Origin of the sequence: Pseudoalteromonas sp. XMcav1-K (assembly GCF_044005875.1) — a bacterium.
Classification (GTDB): domain Bacteria; phylum Pseudomonadota; class Gammaproteobacteria; order Enterobacterales; family Alteromonadaceae; genus Pseudoalteromonas; species Pseudoalteromonas spongiae.
In genome coordinates this window covers 1-19,117 of sequence record NZ_JBIPJE010000047.1, presented here as the reverse complement: position 1 = coordinate 19,117, position 19,117 = coordinate 1, and the positions used below count along the sequence as shown (strand labels likewise).

At 41.9% G+C, this 19,117-nt stretch carries 16 protein-coding genes and 1 pseudogene; 13 read left to right on the top strand and 4 right to left on the bottom strand.

Annotated elements, in window-relative coordinates:
• Positions 1-15: 15 nt before the first annotated feature.
• The 6 genes from ACHSBP_RS15845 to ACHSBP_RS15820 all read left to right on the top strand — a co-directional run bounded on the left by ACHSBP_RS15845 (position 16) and on the right by ACHSBP_RS15820 (position 9,194).
• Positions 16-2,028: a type VI secretion system Vgr family protein gene (locus ACHSBP_RS15845; RefSeq protein ID WP_395389587.1), complete on the top strand. Its 2,013-nt coding sequence runs from the start codon at positions 16-18 to the stop codon at positions 2,026-2,028.
• A gap of 9 nt (positions 2,029-2,037) precedes the next feature.
• On the top strand, positions 2,038-2,550 hold the full coding sequence (locus ACHSBP_RS15840; RefSeq protein ID WP_395389586.1) for a DUF6931 family protein: 513 nt from the start codon (positions 2,038-2,040) through the stop codon (positions 2,548-2,550).
• A gap of 40 nt (positions 2,551-2,590) precedes the next feature.
• On the top strand, positions 2,591-4,204 hold the full coding sequence (locus tag ACHSBP_RS15835) for a hypothetical protein (RefSeq protein ID WP_395389585.1): 1,614 nt from the start codon (positions 2,591-2,593) through the stop codon (positions 4,202-4,204).
• 208 nt (positions 4,205-4,412) lie between these two features.
• Positions 4,413-5,657, top strand: coding sequence for a hypothetical protein (locus tag ACHSBP_RS15830; RefSeq protein WP_395389584.1), 1,245 nt, complete (start codon positions 4,413-4,415; stop codon positions 5,655-5,657).
• Between the two features lie 165 nt (positions 5,658-5,822).
• Positions 5,823-7,949: a hypothetical protein gene (locus tag ACHSBP_RS15825; protein WP_395389583.1), complete on the top strand. Its 2,127-nt coding sequence runs from the start codon at positions 5,823-5,825 to the stop codon at positions 7,947-7,949.
• 9 nt (positions 7,950-7,958) lie between these two features.
• Positions 7,959-9,194 carry an anthrax toxin-like adenylyl cyclase domain-containing protein gene (locus ACHSBP_RS15820; RefSeq protein WP_395389582.1) on the top strand — a complete coding sequence of 412 codons (1,236 nt, stop codon included), beginning with the start codon at positions 7,959-7,961 and terminating at the stop codon, positions 9,192-9,194.
• 28 nt (positions 9,195-9,222) lie between these two features.
• On the opposite strand, the gene ACHSBP_RS15815 is transcribed toward ACHSBP_RS15820, so the two are convergent.
• The 4 genes from ACHSBP_RS15815 to ACHSBP_RS15800 all read right to left on the bottom strand — a co-directional run bounded on the left by ACHSBP_RS15815 (position 9,223) and on the right by ACHSBP_RS15800 (position 11,513).
• A complete protein-coding gene (locus ACHSBP_RS15815; protein WP_010560593.1) occupies positions 9,223-9,516 on the bottom strand; it encodes a PAAR domain-containing protein in 294 nt (97 codons plus the stop codon).
• A 135-nt stretch (positions 9,517-9,651) separates the two neighbouring features.
• Positions 9,652-10,212 carry a YceI family protein gene (locus ACHSBP_RS15810; RefSeq protein WP_010560592.1) on the bottom strand — a complete coding sequence of 187 codons (561 nt, stop codon included), beginning with the start codon at positions 10,210-10,212 and terminating at the stop codon, positions 9,652-9,654.
• Between the two features lie 53 nt (positions 10,213-10,265).
• A complete protein-coding gene (locus ACHSBP_RS15805) occupies positions 10,266-10,805 on the bottom strand; it encodes a cytochrome b (protein ID WP_395389581.1) in 540 nt (179 codons plus the stop codon).
• A gap of 120 nt (positions 10,806-10,925) precedes the next feature.
• On the bottom strand, positions 10,926-11,513 hold the full coding sequence (locus ACHSBP_RS15800) for a DNA-3-methyladenine glycosylase I (protein WP_010560590.1): 588 nt from the start codon (positions 11,511-11,513) through the stop codon (positions 10,926-10,928).
• 127 nt (positions 11,514-11,640) lie between these two features.
• Between ACHSBP_RS15800 and ACHSBP_RS15795 the strand changes: the two genes are divergently transcribed.
• The 7 genes and pseudogenes from ACHSBP_RS15795 to fliI all read left to right on the top strand — a co-directional run.
• A complete protein-coding gene (locus tag ACHSBP_RS15795) occupies positions 11,641-12,735 on the top strand; it encodes a PAS domain-containing sensor histidine kinase (RefSeq protein ID WP_040642454.1) in 1,095 nt (364 codons plus the stop codon).
• A gap of 8 nt (positions 12,736-12,743) precedes the next feature.
• Positions 12,744-14,141 carry a sigma-54-dependent transcriptional regulator gene (locus tag ACHSBP_RS15790; RefSeq protein WP_395389580.1) on the top strand — a complete coding sequence of 466 codons (1,398 nt, stop codon included), beginning with the start codon at positions 12,744-12,746 and terminating at the stop codon, positions 14,139-14,141.
• Between the two features lie 188 nt (positions 14,142-14,329).
• Positions 14,330-14,662 (top strand): flagellar hook-basal body complex protein FliE, encoded by a 333-nt coding sequence (fliE, locus tag ACHSBP_RS15785; RefSeq protein WP_010560587.1) that lies wholly within the window; start codon positions 14,330-14,332, stop codon positions 14,660-14,662.
• A gap of 19 nt (positions 14,663-14,681) precedes the next feature.
• Positions 14,682-16,394, top strand: a complete 1,713-nt coding sequence (gene fliF, locus ACHSBP_RS15780; RefSeq protein ID WP_010560586.1) for a flagellar basal-body MS-ring/collar protein FliF — start codon at positions 14,682-14,684, stop codon at positions 16,392-16,394.
• The gene (gene fliG, locus ACHSBP_RS15775) at positions 16,387-17,439 is read left to right on the top strand and encodes a flagellar motor switch protein FliG (RefSeq protein ID WP_010560585.1); all 1,053 of its coding nucleotides are present in this window, start codon (positions 16,387-16,389) and stop codon (positions 17,437-17,439) included. The genes fliF and fliG overlap by 8 nt, the downstream gene beginning before the upstream one ends.
• Before the next feature lie 3 nt (positions 17,440-17,442).
• Positions 17,443-18,273: a flagellar assembly protein FliH gene (gene fliH / locus ACHSBP_RS15770; protein WP_395389579.1), complete on the top strand. Its 831-nt coding sequence runs from the start codon at positions 17,443-17,445 to the stop codon at positions 18,271-18,273.
• A 2-nt stretch (positions 18,274-18,275) separates the two neighbouring features.
• Positions 18,276-19,117: pseudogene (gene fliI, locus ACHSBP_RS15765) on the top strand (flagellum-specific ATP synthase FliI); the annotation flags it as partial.

Genomic DNA, 19,117 nt, shown 5'->3' with positions numbered 1-19,117 from the left:
AGATAAGAGAAAGTTATGGATACGTATATTGCAGGCGAAACCAGTTACCTTGTTGCTAAAACCGAGCAAGGCAAAGAGTATAGACTCAGTAGCTGCAAGGTTAATGATGTTTTAAACACTAGTTTTTCAATCACAACGAATATTATCACTGATGGTGAAGACGTATTTGAGCAACTTGGCAAGTCGCTATCGATCACTTGGTATCAAGATGTGGCGGGACGTCCAAATACGCTGTTGCAATACAATGGTTATGTTACCGAGGTTCGCGAACTCGAAGCCAACGCTGAATCTATACGAAGCTTTGAGGTGAGTTTATCTAGCTGGCTTTCACTGCTGCTATTTTGCCGTACCTATCGCATTTATCAAGCGCAAACAGTTAAAGACATTTTATCCGACATTTTTGATAATGCGGGTTTTAAAGGTGCGTATAAATTTGGCGCTATGCCATCAACAAAAAAAGAGTACTGTACGCAGTTTAACGAAACAGATTATCAGTTTGTTACTCGCATTATGGCTGAAGCGGGCGTTATATTTTACTTTACCCAAGACGAGGGAAAGCACACGTTAGTGGTACAAAACGCAAGCGCCCCTTTTTCTGCAAATAGCCTTGCGAAGTTTGACCATACCTTAACTAAGTCTGCATCAAACTTACTCATGAGCAAGTTTGAACCCGAGCAAAAGCTGATCGCAAAAAGCATATCTTTATCGGGTTACAATTACGATAAGGCAAAAACCGAATCGGGTTCTGCACAGGTTTCATCAACATCTATTGCTACCTTTACGAATAAAAAGTTAGAGCACTTTTCATTATCGTCTGATAAAGGGGATTACAGCGACAGCACTAACTTAGTGAAGCAATTAAGTGACTCTCAGCAAAGTGAATCGCAAAATATTGCGATGCTAACAGATGCAAATATTGTCACTGTAGGTACCAGCCTGTCAGTGAAAAATCATCCCAATACACAATGGCAAGGCGACTACAATGTGCTGGCATGTCATCATGATATTGAAGTATCACAAAGTAATCTTAGTACCAGTTACCAATGCCGTGTTACATGTCGCTCGCCCAAATTACCGATTACACCGAAATACCCTGCAAAACCCAGAAACACCGGTATAACAAATGCCATCGTGGTTGCTGACAGTGGCTCATTTGATAGCAAAGGTGAAATTAACCAAGATAAAGATGGTCGCATCAAAGTGCATTTTTTATGGGATGTAAGCGATTCAAAATCGACCAGTTGTTACTTAAGGGTCATGCAACAAACGGCAGGTGTAAATGCCGGTATGCAGTTTATTCCGCGCATTGGTGATGAAGTGTTAGTTGACTTTATCAATGGCGATATTGATCAGCCGATTGTGATTGGCAGTGTTTTTAACGGAAACACCCAGCCACCTTATGCCCAAAAAGATGCGACGCAATCGACCATTAAAACAGGGCTGGCAGATGATACTGCACATGAAATTTGTTTTGATGATAAAAAGGGTGAGGAGAAGTTATCACTTACTTCGGGTAAAGACTTCGCTATTACAGTGGCAAATAACGCAACAACCTTAGTAAACGCTGAAGATTCAGTTACCATCAAAAAGACGCAAACCACATCTATTGAAGATTCTCAAACGGTTACGGTAAAAAATAATTACACGTTAAAAGCCGACAAAATAACCTTGGAAGGCGATACTCAAATTGAGCTAAAAGTGGGTAGTAACAAAATTACGATTAGCAGCTCAGGGGTTAAAATAGACGCGTCGAGCATTGAGCTTAAATCGAGCCAAGATACTAAAATTTCTGCAATGAATTTTACTACATCTAGTAATGCTTCAACTAAAATTAGTGCTAACGCAAATGTTGATATAAAAGCGACGGCACAAGCGAATCTTGAAGGTACCGCGGGGGCAAATGTTAAATCGACTGCAATTGCTAAGTTAGAGGGCACCGCAGGGGCGCAGGTAACATCAACAGCAATGGCAAAACTCAGTGGTGCTGCGATGGCAGAAATTACCGGTGCACTGGTTAAAATAAATTAAATAATCACAATGAATATAATTACCGATGCAATTGTTAGTGAACTAAAACAACCTAAAGTCAGCGTGATATTGGCTAAATACCAAGCGTCAGATAATGCTAAAACGCTATTACACCCCAATCCAGATTGGCAGCCTAAAATGGCAGTCTCACAGCTTGTTGAGAATGACTTACCACATGATGCAATTCAATTAATTGCGCATGGTTTACCGGTAATGACAGCAATACGCTGGGGACTAAGTGTTTTATCTAACAATGACCGGATCGCCGCTGAAAATGCCGCTATTTTAGAGTGTGTTGCAAACTGGTTGAGTTCACCTAATGAAACCATGCGAATTCGAGCTCAGCAGTTAGCTGAACGAGTAGGGTTGGATACCGCGGCAGGATGGCTAGGCTATGCGGTATTTTGGTCAGGCACTGGCTCGATTGTCGCGCCTGAACTACCTGTTGTGATGCCACCGGATAATATGGTTGGTCACGCTATTAATGCAGCGATATTGTTATCCTTGGTTGAATCAAATTAAGCCAGTTTGATAGATGTTATTTAAGAAAGGAACTTAGAGTATGAGTGATACTACGATGCGAATGCTGAACTTTGTAAAGCGCGGAATGTTACCAAGCTTTTTAAAGTCGCCAGAGACAGACAAGCTAAGCTTCCTACATCAGCTTTTAAAAGATTTGCTTGTTTTCCAACCGGATAGCGATAGCGATGAAAGTCGAGCAGGTCAATTATATAACTTGTATCCGCGTAAATTTAAAACCGGAAAATATGATTTTAGTTGGATGGTATTTTTAACCGATGATCAAGTTAAACAGCTAGCGTCGAAGTGGATTAGCTCGCTGTTGCTCGATTCACAGCAACTAGGTCAAAGCCAACAACCGTTACAATCAAAGTGGTTGCAAAACCAACAGACTGGCGAATGGGAAGATGTGAGTAACAACCGCTTTGGTGATTTAAGATTGGCGACGTTAATGTCATTTGATCGTGGCAGTCAACTAATCGTCTCTGGCAAAGTGTCAAAAGACGTATGGAAACTACTTGATAAGCTTAAGCAAGAGTACAAAAGCTTGGCAGGTGATAATGAAGGTCATTGGTATGATTCAATTGCTAAATCGTGCAGCGATGTTAAAGATAAAGTAGTTAAAGTATCTCAAGAAAAAATCAATGATTTCAAAGGTAAGGTTGAGCAAGCACCATTTTATGACGATGCAATGCAAGCCAAAGCAATGAAAGATGTTTCAGACGCTGTTGTTAAGTTTCAGCTTAAGCACGGTATATTAGACGGCGCCAATGAACTGGTGTTATTTAGTCAATTTGTCAGTTTGGTATCAAATACTAAAAAAATTACAGAAGAGCTGCTGAAATCACATCCATTAAACCCACTTAACCTCAACCCTAAAGAGCTTGTGACACGTGTTAAAGTGCTGTGTAAATCAGGCACCGAGGTAATTTGCTCATTAGGCGTTTTAACATACAGTGGAGTTGCCTACGCGCGACAGCGTGATATCAACAGCATTGATGTATCAAAAGGTAATGTGATCCGTAATACGCTCAACCAAGGAAAAGACTTTGTTTCGGATAAAATTAAAGTCAAAGTTGGTTTTGGCGAGCTGAGTAGTTTCAAGTCTACAGTGAGCAACTTAGGTGAAGGTGATAAGTTTGCCAAAAAACGTGCAGAATCTACCAAGAAAATGCTTGATGATTTTGTTACTAGCAGCGCAACACTCGAGCAGCATGGTGCCAGCAGCCTAAAAGAAAAGTTTGATGGATTAATGCAAAACATTGAGCAGTTTTTGGTGCGTAAAAGAAACTACTTAACTGCGCTTTTAAACAACCGTGCTGATCCCGAATTAGATGACTCTCTGGGTAAGCGGATCACTGATAAAGCATTCACAATACTGGTTTCAACATTACGGCTTTTGATTGACGGATTATATAAGCTGGTGCAATTTGCTAAAGAAGTGTTTAAGAAAATAGCGCAGCTTATTAGCAAAGTACGAGATAAGTTAGTCAAAATATCAACTCAGCTGAAAGAAGAATTTGTCAGTATTCAACAAACAGCGCAAAGCTTGGTAAATGCGATTGATGGCGTGAGCAAAGTGACTTTAAAACGCCACTTAAGTTTAATGTCTGAGATAAAATCGTTTGATCGATCATTATTAAAGTCACCTAGTTAATTCCGATTCTGTTAAGTATGTGATCAGAGGTTGCGCTGGATAAATGAAATGATAACAAGGCTGAAGTTTTCTAATGTAGTTGTTCTACATTGATAAATTCCAACGCAGTTAGCATGATATTTGACCCGCTTGAATGACCAGCTATTTAAATGAATTGGTATAACTAGGCTCTCAATTTAAAAATTTAGTACGTTAGTGGAGTAACTAAGTGAGCACGTTTACCATATTTTTCTGTGGCACATCGTCAAACGCGAGAGACTACAATAAAAAGCATGTTTTTCATCAAGGCGAACTTGTTAGTAGCTTGGCAAAACACGCACAAGGCATTGAATACCAAGACTATATGATCGTCGACGGTGTAGGCAGTGGTAATGAAACTGAATTCACTAAGTTCAGTAAGAGTTACTATGGTGGCGCACTTGCACCGCTATTTGGCTCTGGTATTGCGAGTAATATGCAGCATGCATTAAGCGTCGTACTTGGTTTTCCATTTGAACAAGACCTTGCTGAAACTCAAAAACGTGCTGAAGGCTTGCTAAAAGACAGCAGGCCAAGCAAGTACTCGCTTGGTGGTTTAGGCATTATTACGCACAGTACAACGGCTGCTTATGACAAGTGGCAGCAAGAAGTGAATGCGCTAAGTCAGGATTTACAAGTTCATATGCGCTCGCTTGTGAAGCGTATAAAAACAGCACGAGCAAAAGCGCCGATTACACAGCTTAATCTAATTGGTTGGAGCCGCGGTGGCGTGAGTTGTTTTGAATTTGCCAATATTCTTAATAAACACCCATTAGCTAACACAATCAAAGTTAATATTTTTGCGTTAGATCCGGTTCCAGGTGGTGTTAATCCGTTTCAAGATTACAAAAAGTTAGGCGCTAATGTTGCGCATTTTGTAGCTGTTTTCGCAGAGGATGAACGCTCTAGTGGCTTTAAAGCTCGCATGCCTGAACTACATACGAAAACAAAGTTTTACACCACTTTTATGCCTGGACGACATGGCACCCTAGTGGGTAATGCTGCAGAAGATGGCCAAGGACAAGCAATAACCGAAACCATGCTTAATAACCCCGGTTTTGTTACACGTGATTTCGCATTTAAAGTACTGTGTAGTTGGAGATGTCAGTTTAAATCAAATAGCATTAACCCGTTATCGCAGCAACAGCTATTGGGCTGCTATAAGATTATGCTGTCGAAAGAGCAGCAATACGCCAAGATGCAAAGCAAGTCTTATACTAAATTTACCAATGGGTGGTTTGGCAAAATTGATGCAGTACAGCGCATCAAATCGACTAACCCTAAGCAGTTGACTTCGGTGTTTACGGGGCTGGCATTACAGCAACAGTATAAAGAAAAAGACATAGTTAACCGTCACCATTATGACGTGTTAATGGGTAACTCTTTCGTTGTTAAAGGTAATTTGGCGGCGTTTCCGGTTAGCTCGGTGATGTAACTAATTTATGCCAACATAATCGAAGTGGCTTGGAAAGTGTGTAGTGATAACGAAGCATCAATGACGTTGATTGTAATGCTCGTTTAGTGCTTTTTTATAAGAGTCAGACTACCTTAAATGAGATGTTTATTCTCGTTATTAGTATAACAATAAGAAATTTTAAAAATGGATCTACCTCAATCTAATCGTATTCGAAAAGCGCGTTTTTTTGGCAGTCGAATTATTACGCCTCTTTTAGTCTTTTGCTTATTGTTTAGTGTGCTTAGTGCACTTTTTGCAACGTTTGCGATTTATCAAAAACACAGTCGCTTTAAATCCGATGTGAGACAGCAAGTAAAACAACAAACTCTTGATGCCGCTAAGCAAATCGGCGAAAAATTATCAGAGACAATGTTTCATGTTGATGAATTTGAAAAGCAAATTACCCAGCTTGACGATAAGCGCTACGCGCCTGAATTACTTGAATATGAGTTTAAAAATAACCCGGATATTTTTTCCCTTAATGTGACTTTTCACCCGTATCAATATGATAAATATACGCGTTATTTCAGCCCTTATTATGAACGCCTAACTGGAGTAGAGCGCAAGTTTGACTTACTGGATTACGATAAACCCGACATTGAATTTAGTTGGTATCACAGACCATTAAAAGAAGGACCGATTTGGACCGAACCCTATTATGAGCCGCAAAATAATGTATTAATGACGACCTACTCAGTGCCGTTTTATGCATCTGAATCGGCAAAAGCCAATGGCGAACACCCACTAGGTGTTATTCCATCTGATGTGTCATTGGATTACCTTACAGCGTCTTTGAGAAAGCTTAAATTAGGCTTGGGTGGTTATGGCGTTATATTCTCAACAGAACAAAACCTAATTTCTCACCCGGTTTATGCCCATGTACGCGAATCTGAGAATAAAGCGTCGCTTGCAAGCACGGAAGAATTTAAATACCTCAAGCAAATTGAACAGTGCTTTAACCCCGAACTCGACTACTTGTTCTTTAATGGCGAAACGCTCGATAATGACGAACACTATGCAGCGTGCACGCTAATCCCACATACAAACTGGTTGTTGATTACGCGAATGTCGTCAGACATGTTTGAAATCGACAAAGATTTTCGACGCCAAACTAATATAATTGCGATTAGCTGTTATGCCGCTACTTTAATTTTCATTATTCTGCTTTTGACGCGCAGACGCAAAATCAATTGGACGCAGAACAATGTTTCTATTTCAATTGTACTAATGCTGAGCAGTATAGTGGTGTTAGATTTTGCACGCAGTTTCAATGCAATAGAGGCAGCTGATACGGTTATTGTCACCTCCACGGCGCAGCGAGAAGCATTCGAAACTAGCTATAGCAACAGAATGCAACAGATGCGTGTTGATGAGCCTAACTATGTTGCGACAGGGGTTTATATAGAATCGATAGAATTCGTTAACGCTAACAATGTTCATTTAACGGGTAAAGTGTGGCAGAAATTAACGACTAAGCAGCGTGCATTTTTGAGCGCCAAAATTGGCTTTAACGAAGCGATAGAGTCATCAATTGAAGAAGATTTTCGTAAAGAGCTGAGTGATGGTTCATTACTGGTTGGCTGGCACTTTTCAATTGTTACGCGTCAGCAATTTGATTACTCAAAATACCCGTTTGATCATAAAAATATTGTGTTGCGCTTAAATGCATCTGACTTAGGCAGTAATGTGGTGCTTGTGCCTGATTTAGAGTCATACGAGCAACTAGGTAAAGCGGATAACCCTGCTGTCGCAACTGATATTGTAATGGAAGAGTGGAAACTGGTACAAAGCTACTTCAAGTACACGTTTCAAAACTATAATACAAACTTTGGTCTTGAAACGTTTACGAATCAAGATGTGAGTGCCGAGCTGAATTACAGTATTAATTTAGAGCGTGAGTTTTTAGGCCCGTTTGTAACAACTTTATTACCTGTAATGGTCATGGTGTGTTTACTTTATGCATGTGTTGTTAGCATGGCTTACACCCCATATGGTGATTTACGTAACAATATAACCGCGGTAGTTTTTACTATTTTACTGGCCCACTACAGTATTCGTGAGCACTTACAAATAGATGAAGTAGTGTATTTTGAGATATTCTATTTCTTACTGTACTTGCTCGCGTCGGCATTTATGCTAATTGCGCATCAATACTACAAAGCAGTAACGTCGCGAGGTGATGCTAAATTTTACAAACGTATCGCGAATATTTGGTTCTGGCCACTGCTAACTGTGATGATATTTATAACAACAATAATGACCTACTACTAAGGCAAACAAATGAAAAATGGAATTGAAAATGCGGAACAACTTGCAGGTATACCACAAGAACACTCAACTGTTTTCGCCAATGTAGCGAAAGAGACCGACACTGTGGTTGCATCACGCGCTGTTGGCATTTATGCAACTCAGCTTATCCGTGAAGGCTATGCCACTAAAGGCTATCATGTTAAAGCGAAATCGTCTGATTGGGGTCCTATGGCTGGGTTCGTTTTGGCTGATCCGTCTCTTGGTAAAAAGGGCACAGATAGCACGGCAAGGAGCTGGCAAGACGGCAAAGTAACCGAAGCGATGAACAAGTATGGCGCAATGGCGATTCCACTTTACATTAGCTCTGAACGCAAAGCGGCGTTGCCGGCACTGATGTTACGAGCGGGTAAAGCTTACCGAGAGCAGCGTATTAATGATCATATGTACACCATTACTGCTGCGTCAAAAGATGGTAAAAAGCATAACTTCGTACTTATTCAAGTAAGCCAAATCGCCCAAACGTCGCGCGCTTATAGTCCAACTAATAGTGATTGGGCGGTGTGTTATGCGCTAGATAACGAATTGGTTGCACACTGTCCTGAGGCGCGAAAGCATAGTATTACCGTTGCAACAGATCAAAACTATATTCAAGTATGTGGTTTAACTAACCCGCTTGGCTTTGGTGCCAAGGCGCCTTCTAATTTTAAGGGCGTTCAAACTGGAGATTACGATCTGTGGGGCGTGTTTCCGAAAAATAGATTTTTCTCAGAAGAAGAGCGCAAAGTAGTGCAGGCAGCTACCAACGGTAAAAAAGATGGTTTTTGGCAGCGCGATGTTGATGGCAGTGACACGTTTATTCGCACGTATCAAGAATATGGACGCCAAGAAGGCGCACATACCGGAAACTTATCACTGCTGATTGAAGAAATCGCGGTGCGCGTTAATGCTGGTTGTATGAAGCTAGGCAGTGGTGGCTGGGTAATTCACCATAGCGATGAAGCAGGAAGACCAATGGTGGACGAAGTCGATTACGAAGCGGTTATTTACTTTCCAGATGGCAGAATTTGGATAATGGAAAGCGAACAAGATGTGCGTACTTTACGGGCGCAGCTAGTGCAAATGGATTATGTGCCGCTATTTAACCCTATTTGGAATTTTAAATTGGGCTTCCAGTGGATGAAGATCCTTGTTGAGTGGTTAGGAAAACACGGAAATATGAAAGGCTTCCCGTTAAAAGAATATCAAAATATTGATTTAGGATTTTAAAAAAACGCGCTTTAAAGCGCGTTTTCTTTCAACCAATCAATACGTTTGGCATGCCTAATACGATATTGCCGCCATGGCTTGTTGTATCACCCATTCGTGCCGCAGGGCGGCCGCTAATTAAAACGGATGTACTGCCTTTCACAATCACATCTGGCGGGCCTACGCATACCGCCATATCGCCAACTACGGCTGCGGGTAAACCGCCAATAAGCACGTTTGGCACAGAAGGCCCAGATATCGGGCCGCCAACATGGGGCACTACGCCTGTCACCATAGGGCAAACATGCATATCAGTAATTCTTGCAGCGGGTAAACCTGGCATTTAAATTCCTTGGCGGCGAGTTGGAAGTTATGTCTTAGTGTACTCAGAATTGAGTGTTAAACAAGGGTTACGATTATGGTGGGGTATAAAAAAGGCAGCACGTATTTGCTGCCTTAATGCGCTGTGATCAGCGTATTACTTTTTGATGCCTTCAATGTGAAGGTCGAAATCGATTTGGCCAAAATCCATTTTATAGCCGAAGTCTTTCATTTGAATCGCTGTAGTACCTGCAAAACCTGCGCGGTAACCGCCCCAAGGATCTTTACCTTCACCGATTTTTTCTACATCGATAGTAATTTCTTTCTCAATTCCTTGTAGCGTTAAAAGACCGGTAATAGCCAGTTTACCATCACCTAAATCTTTCACTTTTGTGCTGTTAAATGTCGCTGTAGAGAATTTTTTAACATCTAAAAAATCGCTATCGCGCAAATGCTTGTCGCGCTCTGCATGATTTGAGTCAACGCTGGTGGTATCAATATTAACTGATATTTTACTTGCTTCAGGTTGTTTCTCGTCGTAGCTGAACTCACCTGAGAAGGTATTAAAACGGCCTGTTAACCAGCTGTAGCCTAAGTGCTTCACTTTAAAATTAATTGATGCGTGAGCGCCTTTGGTGTCAATTACATAATCTGCAGCCATTGCTGGCATTGTTAAGCTTGCCATCGTAAGTGCTGTTGCTAAAAGTGTTTTTTTCATAATTGTTTCCTTTAAATTTATACAACCTGAGCTTTGACTAGCCAAATCAGAGGTTACTTAATCATTCGGCGTAACGTGTCATCTTTATCAATACAGTGATGCTTTAACGCCGCTAATATATGAATACCGACAATCGCCATTAAGCTACAAGCGGCATATTGATGAATACTGCCTGCAATATCTTCTTGATTTGCAATTAATTCGCCTAAACTTGCTACTTCGAACCAGTCAAAAACAGCAATTGCGCGACCATCAGCGGTTGAGATCAAATAACCACTGGTTAAAATTATCAATAAAATCCCATACAAGGCTAAATGGCCTAGTTTTGTTGCAACGCGAGTTTTAGATGAATGGGTAGAGATGGGCTCAGGTGATACCGTAATCACTTTCCAACCAATGCGCACTAGCGTGAATGCCAGCAATATAATGCCAATACTTTTGTGCCAATGGGGCGCTGTGCGATACCATTCACTGTAATAATTCAAATCAACCATCCAAAATCCAACGCCGAATAATGCAAAAATAACAAGTGCACTAAGCCAGTGAAGCAGCTTACTAATAGTACCGAATTTAGTGTTGGAATCGAGAAGCATAATCATTTCCTTAAATAGATTGAAACACTTTAATTGAGCTTCATTTGAATGTGAATAGCTCAAAAGTGAATTCATTGTTCACTTTTGACTATTAATAGAGGTGTTTAAGTTGAAAGGGTATTAGAAAAGCGATGAGTAAAGTGCAATCACTTCGTCTTTGCGAAAGCATTGATTGTGATGATCATTAACCATGCCGCATGCCTGCATATGAGCATACACCGTGGTCGGTCCTAAAAACTTAAAGCCACGTTTTTTAAGGTCTTTCGCAAAAGCTTGCGACTCGGCAGTGGTGGCTTGGTAATCAGCTTTACTATTGATGTTATTGACAATAGGTTTATTGTTTACAAATTGCCATTGATAGTTAGCAAAACTACCAAACTCTTTTTGTATTGCTAAAAAGCACTGTGCATTGTTAATTGCGGCATTAATTTTTAAGCGGTTGCGAATAATGCCTTTATCTTCCATTAAGGCAAGCGCTTTTGCTTCATCAAATTGGGCAACCACAGTTGGGTCAAAGTTGGCGAACGCGTTGCGGTAGTTATCGCGTTTTTTTAATACTGTGTACCAACTCAGTCCAGCTTGCGCTGATTCTAGTGTGAGGAATTCAAACAGTGCATTATCATCAAACAAAGGCACGCCCCATTGGGTATCGTGATAGGCTACATAATCAGCTTTAGTGGTATCTAACCACTCGCATCTAAAACACATAAAAATCCCCTAGACAAATAATTGACGTCTTATTACTTCACTTAACTTGCTGTATTTATTGAAAATAAAAATTGGCACGTTTTGTGTATCTACACCGATTAGTTAGAGTAAATTATTTGGTGTAACTATGGCGTTAGCTCAAATCATACCCCAACAATTTCAAGAGGTATACAACCCGTGTTTGATGCAGGAAAAGTACGTGGGTGAACTTAGTGAATTAAGAAAACAGGCAAGTTGGCTTAGTCATTTGGTTGATACCATGCCTGCGGGCGTCATTGTGCTTGATGGTAACGGCATGGTCGCAAAGGCCAATCAAATCGCAATTGATTTACTCGGAGAGCCGTTAGAAGGCGAGCGTTGGTTTACCATTATTCAGCGTTCTTTTGCGCCCAATGGTAGTGATGGTCACGAGGTAACGCTTCGTGATGGTCGATTAGTGAAACTTGATATTTCACCGCTCACACCTGAACCAGGTCAGTTAATTTTAATGACCGATCTTACGCAAACACGCCAATTACAGTCACGTATTGCACATATGCAGCGTTTGAGTGCGCTTGGTAAAATGGTTGCATCCTTAGCGCACCAAGTAAGAACCCCGTTATCAGCGGCGATGCTATATGCTGCGAACCTGTCGTCAGAAAAATTAAACCCAACGGCGCGTAGCAACTTCCATGAAAAGTTGATGTCGCGTTTGCAAGATTTAGAAAGCCAAGTAAACGATATGCTGTTATTTGCCAAAAGTGGTGAGCAACAAGTACTTGCACCTGTGTCTATGCAAGCCTTGCTAACGGATGTAACGCATGCTTCAGAAGCAATGATTATGCGCCAACAATGCATTCTCGACCTTAAATTGCCTGAGCCTGATATTGAAATTATCGCTAATAAAGTTGCGCTGAGCAGTGCAATTAGCAATTTAGTGCACAATGCGGTGCAAGCTTGTGGCCAAGGTGGAAAAATTGAGTTAAGTGCAACGCGGTCTGAAAAATTCGCAGATCACGTCAAAATTTCGGTGAAAGATAACGGCACGGGGTTAAGTGAAACGGCTATCCAACAGATCTTTGAGCCATTCTTCACCACTAAATCACACGGTACCGGGTTAGGTCTTGCCGTGGTTCAATCGGTTGCTAACAGCCATCAAGGGTTTGTAAAAGCAGGCAATAGTGAGCTTGGTGGGGCTGAGTTTAACTTGTACCTACCGATTATCTCTAAAACAGCATGTTAGGAGTGATTATGAACGATGCAAAAGTATTAGTCGTAGAAGATGATTCTGGTTTACGAGAAGCGTTAGTCGATACCCTAGCATTGGCTGATATTAATTGTGTTGAAGCCGACAGTGCCGAACAAGCGATTATTAAGCTTAAAGAAGGCGGTATTTCAATGGTGGTCAGTGACGTGCAAATGGGCACTATGTCAGGTATCGATTTACTTAAAAGTATTAAGCTTAACTATCCTGATTTACCCGTATTAATGATGACAGCTTACGCGACCATTGATGATGCGGTTGAAGCGATGCGCTTAGGAGCCATCGACTACATGGCGAAACCATTCGCACCAGAAGTGTTATTAAACATGGTAAGTCGTTATTTACCAGAAAAAGAAGCCATTAAAGATGGGCCAATTGTTGAAGACCCAGCTAGTAAAGCGCTGATGCAACTTGCAGAGAAAGTGGCTAAATCTGATGCATCCGTTATGGTGCTTGGGCCAAGTGGCTCAGGTAAAGAAGTGATGGCACGTTATATTCATGATAGTTCACCGCGTGCAGAGCAGAACTTTGTAGCGATTAACTGTGCGGCGATTCCTGAAAATATGCTAGAAGCCACTTTATTTGGCTATGAAAAAGGCGCGTTTACCGGCGCTATTCAAGCATGTCCTGGTAAGTTTGAACAAGCACAAGGCGGCACTATTTTACTCGATGAAATTACTGAGATGGATTTAAGCCTACAGGCCAAATTACTGCGTGTACTGCAAGAGCGTGAAGTGGAACGTCTTGGCTCTCGCAAGACCATTAATTTAGATGTACGTGTGCTTGCAACGTCTAACCGCGACTTAAAAGAGGCGGTGGCGCAAGGCGTATTTCGCGAAGATTTATATTATCGCCTTAATGTTTTTCCGCTCGAGTGGCTGCCACTTGCTGAGCGTCCAGGGGATATCGTCCCGTTGGCTGAGCATTTAATTCAGCGTCATAATAATGACATGCCGGTGCAGTTTGACGTACAAGCTAAAGAAAAATTACTTAGTTACAACTGGCCAGGTAACGTTCGCGAGCTTGAAAATGTCGTTCAGCGCGCATTGATTTTGCAAAGCCATAAAATGATTACCGCAGATGATATTTTCTTAGGCTCGGTAGCAAGCATGCAACCAACAAGCCTATCGCCAAAGATACAGCTGGCTTGTGAACAACCTGAGCAAGTAGCACCAGATGTCGCAACAGTGCAATCAACCCAAGTAGATGATGCTCAGGGTTATAAACAAGAGCTTAAAGATAAAGAAAATTCAATTATTCTAGATATGCTTCGCGCGTGTGATGGCAAGCGTAAAGACGTTGCTGAGCGTCTTGGTATGAGCCCGCGAACACTACGTTATAAACTTGCAAAAATGCGTGAGATGGGAATTGAATTACCTGCGTAAAAAATCATTGTACTGAGCACAACAGATACACCTACTTTTTAAATCGAGCCTCTGACAGGAGGCTTTATTTCTGTCTAAATTTTATCAAAGTCAAAAAAATGCCGCTATAAGCTGTTGATTTTAAATATTTTATTTTTGGCATTAAGCTTGCATTAATCGTATTAAGTCAATTTTTACGGTTTGTTAGTATGAACATTTCACCAAACAATCTTTATCAAGAAATGCAGTCACTTGCGGTAGAAGCAAGTAACTTTTCTAAACCGAAACAGCCTATAGAATCTATTCAAGGTAGCTCACAGGTTGAATTTAATAATCTATTAAAAGATGCGCTCGATACGGTTAACGGTTTACAGCAAGACTCTAAAGCGAAAGCAACGGCGTTAGAAATGGGTGACCGCAATGTGTCACTGGCTGAAGTAATGATCGCATCGCAAAAATCTTCGGTGGCGTTTGAAGCAACCGTTCAAGTGCGTAATAAGCTTATTGAAGCTTATAAAGACATTATGAACATGCCTGTATAAGAAATAGTGGAGTAGGGTTGTGGCTAATACATCAACAGATTTATCAACACTAGACGCTAACGACTTAGGTGTCGGCGATGTAGGTGGTGGTAATCAAGAACAAAAATCAGGGTTTCTTGGCAGCTTAAGTGGTGTTGATGTAATGCGCCAAGTCACGCTCATTATCGCACTAACAATTTGTGTCGCAATTGCCGTATTTATCATGATTTGGGCGAAAGAGCCTGATATGCGTCCTCTTGGCAAAATGCCAATGGATGAACTGATCCAAACGCTTGAATTTTTAGACGCACAAAAAGTGGAATACAAGCTCGATGGCAATGTTGTTTCAGTACCGGTTGAAGCGTATCAAAATATTAAGTTGTTGATGGCTAAAGAGGGTCTTGAGCAAGTACCTTCATCGGGCACCGAAATTTTAATGCAAGATATGGGCTTTGGCGTGAGTCAACGTCTAGAGCGTGAGCGTTTAAAGCACTCACGTGAGCAGCAGCTTGCACGTACTATTGAAGAGCTTAGTAAAGTAGCGCGCGCTAAAGTTCTGTTAGCGATTCCAAAAGAAAACGTCTTTGCCCGCCGTGAGAAAAAACCAAGTGCAACGGTTGTATTAACGGTAAGACGTGGTCGCACACTTGACGGTGAAGAAGTTGATTCGGTTGTTGATATGGTCGCCTCTGCGGTACAAGGCTTAGAGCCTAGCCGAGTAACGGTAACAGACCAAAATGGCCGCCTACTTAACTCGGGTTCACAAAACTCACTTACCGCGCGTTCGCGTAAAGAATATGAAATTGAACGTAAACGTGAGCAAGAATACTTAGAAAAAATCGATTCAATTATGATCCCTGTTGTTGGTTTAGGTAACTATACTGCGCAGGTCGACCTAGTAATGGATTTCAGTTCAATTGAAGAAACGCAGAAGCGTTTTAACCCAGACTTGCCAGCGGTACGCAGTGAAATGACACGTGAAGACACCAACATTGGTGGCCTTGCGGTGGGCATTCCAGGTGCGCTAACGAATCAACCGCCAGTTAACTCGCAAATTCCAGAACAAACAGGCGATGAATCAGCACAAAACACATTGCCAAGTAGAAACAGTAAAGAAGCAACCCGTAATTATGAGCTCGACACCACCATTTCACATAAGCGTCAGCAAACCGGTGTGATCCGTCGTATCAGTGTATCGGTTGCGGTGAACTACACAAACGGTGTAGCAGAAGGTGGCGAAGCGACACGTGATCCGCGTACTCAGCAAGAATTAGCGAACATCCGCCGTTTACTGCAAGGTGGCATCGGCTTTGATATGCAGCGTGGTGATGCGTTAGAAGTCGTGACGATTCCGTTTGTACAAGAAGAATTTAGTGAAGCGATTGAGCTACCAATTTGGGAGCAACCTTGGTTCTTCAAAGTAATCAGACTAGCTTTAGGTGCCTTGGTTATTATCGTGCTTATTCTTGCAGTAGTGCGTCCAATGTTACGCAAGTTGATTAATCCAGAAGACACGACAGAGGATTATGATGACGCAAGCCTATCAGCAGGTGTAGACTTAGGTGATGATACCATTGATATGCTAAGTCAAGAATTTGACGAATCGGCAGTCGGCTTTAGCCCAGATGGTACCTTACAATTACCAGACTTACATGGTGATGAAGACTTACTGAAAGCAGTAAGAGCATTAGTGGCAAATGAGCCAGAACTTTCTTCTCAAGTAGTTAAAGCGTGGTTAACTGAAGATGACTGATCAAGATACGCAAGTAGCAGAACAAACAACAAGTAGCGGCTTCGACGTAGATAAACTTGATGGTGTAGAAAAAGCATCGATTTTATTACTGAGTTTATCTGAAGAAGATGCCGCGCAGATTTTAAAGCACTTAGAACCAAAGCAAGTACAAAAAGTAGGTATGGCGATGGCGGGCTTGGATGATTTAAGCCAAGACAAAATTGCCGCGGTACATAAGCTGTTTATCGACCAAATTCAAAGCTTTAGTACTATTGGTTTCCAATCTGAAGACTTTATCAAGAAAGCGCTTACCGCAGCGCTAGGTGAAGAAAAAGCGGCGAACCTAATTGACCAAATTATCATGGGCTCAGGTGCGAAAGGACTTGATTCACTGAAATGGATGGACTCAAAACAAGTAGCGAATATTATTCGTAACGAGCACCCGCAGATCCAAACCATTGTTTTGGCGTATTTAGAGCCAGAGCAATCTGCTGAAATTATTAATCAATTCCCTGAAAAAGTGCGTCTTGATTTAACCATGCGTATTGCCAATCTTGAAGAAGTGCAACCTGCCGCACTGCAAGAATTGAATGAAATTATGGAAAAACAATTCGCAGGTCAGGCTGGTGCGCAAGCTGCTAAAATGGGTGGCTTAAAAGCAGCGGCAGATATTATGAACTACCTAGATACTAATGTTGAAGGGCAGTTGATGGATTCAATTCGTGAACATGACGAAGAAATGTCGCAGCAAATTCAAGACTTAATGTTTGTATTTGATAACTTAATTGACGTTGATGACCGCGGTATTCAAGCGATTCTGCGTGAAGTACAGCAAGATGTACTGATGAAAGCAATTAAGGGTACTGACGAAGGGCTTAAAGATAAGATCCTTAAGAATATGTCTAAACGTGCGGCTGAAATGATGGCTGATGACCTTGAAGCAATGGGTCCAGTTCGTATTAGTGAAGTAGAAGCGGCACAAAAAGAAATTCTGAGCATAGCACGACGCTTAGCTGATTCAGGCGAAATTATGCTTGGCGGCGGTGGTGGTGAGGAGTTCCTCTAATTTATGAAATTAGGCAAGTACCGCTCAGGGCATAAAATCGAAAATGCAGAGGCGATAGAAACGCTGCTTGAGAATTGGCCGATCCCGGATGTCAAAGATGAAAGACGCAATCTAAGAGGCCGCTCAACGGCAATGGGCAAGTCGCTAGAAGAGCTCTATCAGAAAAAACAAGCCGAACAAGAACCCGAGCCAGAAGAAGAGTTTACGCCACTAAGTATTCAAGAAATTGAACAAATTCGACAAGAGGCGTACCAAGAGGGACACGCTGAGGGCAAAGAAGCTGGCTATCAGGAAGGTTTTGAACAAGGTAAGTTAGAAGGTGCGCAAAAAGGCTATGAAGAAGGTTTAGAGCAAGGTAAAGAAGAAGGACTTGCGCTAGCAAAGCCCGAAGTCGAAGAAAAAATCGCGCAACTTACTAAGCTATTAGATGAAATAGCTACGCCTTTTGAGCAAGTGAGTGACGAAGTTGAAAAGCAAGTCGTGATTTTAGCATCTGAGCTGGCGAAAGCGGTAGTTCATGGCGAACTTAGCATTAATGAAAAAGCTATTTTCAGCGCCATGAAAGTGGCAACTGATGCATTAAAAGGTCAACACCGTGCCCTTGAAGTGTTATTGAATCCAGAAGATTTTGAACTGGTACAACAAGCCATACCAGCCGAACAACTCGCCGATAGAAATTGGAAGTTAGTTGTTGAGCCGAGTATCACCAAAGGTGGCCTCCATATCAATTCTGACAATTCATCAATTGATTACTCGGTAGAATTGCGCCTTAAAGAAATACTGGAGAGCTTTTTGCAAGACGCAGGTATCGATAGTCAAAAACACGACGGTTAATTATGAGCCAAGGGCTTGCACAGCGTCTTGCTAGTTACCAATCAAAAATTAAAACTCACCGCCCAGCAGTTGCAGGCAGTTTAAAGCGTGTTGTTGGGCTTACGCTTGAAGCCGAAGGACTAAAAGCACCAGTTGGTAGCAGTTGTCAAATTGAAACCCAGCAGGGCTTAGTCGATGCTGAGGTAGTAGGCTTTAGCGGTGAGACTCTCTACTTGATGCCAAACGATGCCATTTCGGGTGTATTGCCTGGGGCGCGTGTTATTCCCCAACAATCAGATGTGGGTTTACCTGTGGGTATGGGGCTGTTAGGTCGCGTTGTTGATGGATTAGGGCGACCGCTTGATGGACTTGGCCCTGTAAAAGCAGAAGCTAAATTAAAATTCGCCGCAAAACCGATTAATCCATTAGCCAGACGCCCGATAAAACAACCGATGGACGTCGGTGTTCGTGCCATTAATTCTGTACTTACCGTAGGTCAAGGCCAGCGTATGGGCTTATTTGCGGGCAGTGGTGTGGGTAAATCAGTATTACTTGGCATGATGACTCGAGGTACTAATGCCGATGTGATTGTGGTTGGTTTAGTCGGTGAGCGTGGTCGCGAAGTTAAAGAATTTATTGAAGAAATCTTAGGCGCAGAAGGGCGAGCACGTTCAGTGGTAGTGGCGGCTCCTGCGGATGCATCACCGCTGATGCGTTTAAAAGGCTGTGGAAACGCCGTAACGATTGCTGAATATTTTCGTGATCAGGGGTTAAACGTACTGTTGCTGCTGGATTCAGTAACGCGTTATGCCATGGCGCAGCGGGAAATTGCGCTAGCGGTAGGCGAACCTCCTGCAACTAAAGG